Source organism: Xanthomonas sp. SHU 166, assembly GCF_000364685.1.
Classification (GTDB): Bacteria; Pseudomonadota; Gammaproteobacteria; order Xanthomonadales; family Xanthomonadaceae; genus Xanthomonas_A; species Xanthomonas_A sontii.
Genome location: NZ_AQOJ01000504.1, coordinates 1 through 931 on the forward strand (window position 1 = coordinate 1; position 931 = coordinate 931).

The following is a 931-nucleotide window of genomic DNA, read 5'->3' on the forward strand; positions in this document are numbered from 1 at the left end:
CCGCGCGCAGGCGATGGACGTGCTCAGCTCGCAGGCCGGCATGGCCGGCTACAAGGCGACCCTGATCGCCGCGCAGCTGGCGCCGCGTTTCTTCCCGATGCTGACCACCGCGGCCGGCACCATCCGCCCCTCCAAGGTGCTGATCGTCGGCGCCGGCGTGGCCGGCCTGCAGGCCATCGCCACCGCCAAGCGCCTGGGTGCGCAGGTGGAGGGCTTCGACGTGCGCCCGGAAACCCGCGAGCAGATCGAATCGCTGGGCGGCAAGTTTCTCGATCTCGGGGTCAGCGCCGCTGGCGAGGGCGGCTACGCGCGGCAACTCACCGACGACGAGCGCGCGGAGCAGCAGCGTCGCCTGGCCGAGCACCTGAAGGGCATCGACGTGGTGGTGTGCACCGCCGCGGTGCCGGGACGGCCGGCACCCAAGATCCTCAGCGCGGCGATGGTCGCCGGCATGAAGCCGGGAAGCGTGGTGGTGGATCTGGCCGCCGAGACCGGTGGCAATTGCGAGCTCACCCGGCCGGGCGAGACCATCGAACACGCCGGCGTGACCATTGCCGGGCCGTTGGATCTGGCCAGCATGGGCGCGGTGCATGCGAGCGAGATGTACGCACGCAACGTCTACAACTTCGTCGCCCTGTTCCTGAAGGACGGCGCGATCGCCTACGACTGGAACGACGAACTGCTGGCGAAGACGCGCTGGACGGCGTGAGTGCGGCCGCGATGGTTGGGCGCCGGCTCGGGCGGCGCTGATCTGCGGCCAAGGTGAGCCCGTGCAAGAGCGGCTTCAGCTGCGACGGGCGCTACCGAAAACGCCGCGTCGCGACTGGAGCGCGACTTCGGAAGTGTCCCGTGGGAGCGGCTTCCAGCCGCGACCGGGTTCACCGGGAACGCCGTGGGGGCTGAAGCCGCTCCTTGTATCTGGACATGTCGC

1 protein-coding gene is annotated in these 931 nt (G+C 70.2%); it reads left to right on the forward strand.

What is annotated here, in order from left to right:
- Nucleotides 1–709 (forward strand): hypothetical protein (locus D180_RS12970; protein ID WP_017913123.1); only part of this gene is annotated, 709 nt, incomplete at its 5' end.
- Nucleotides 710–931 lie beyond the last annotated feature (222 nt).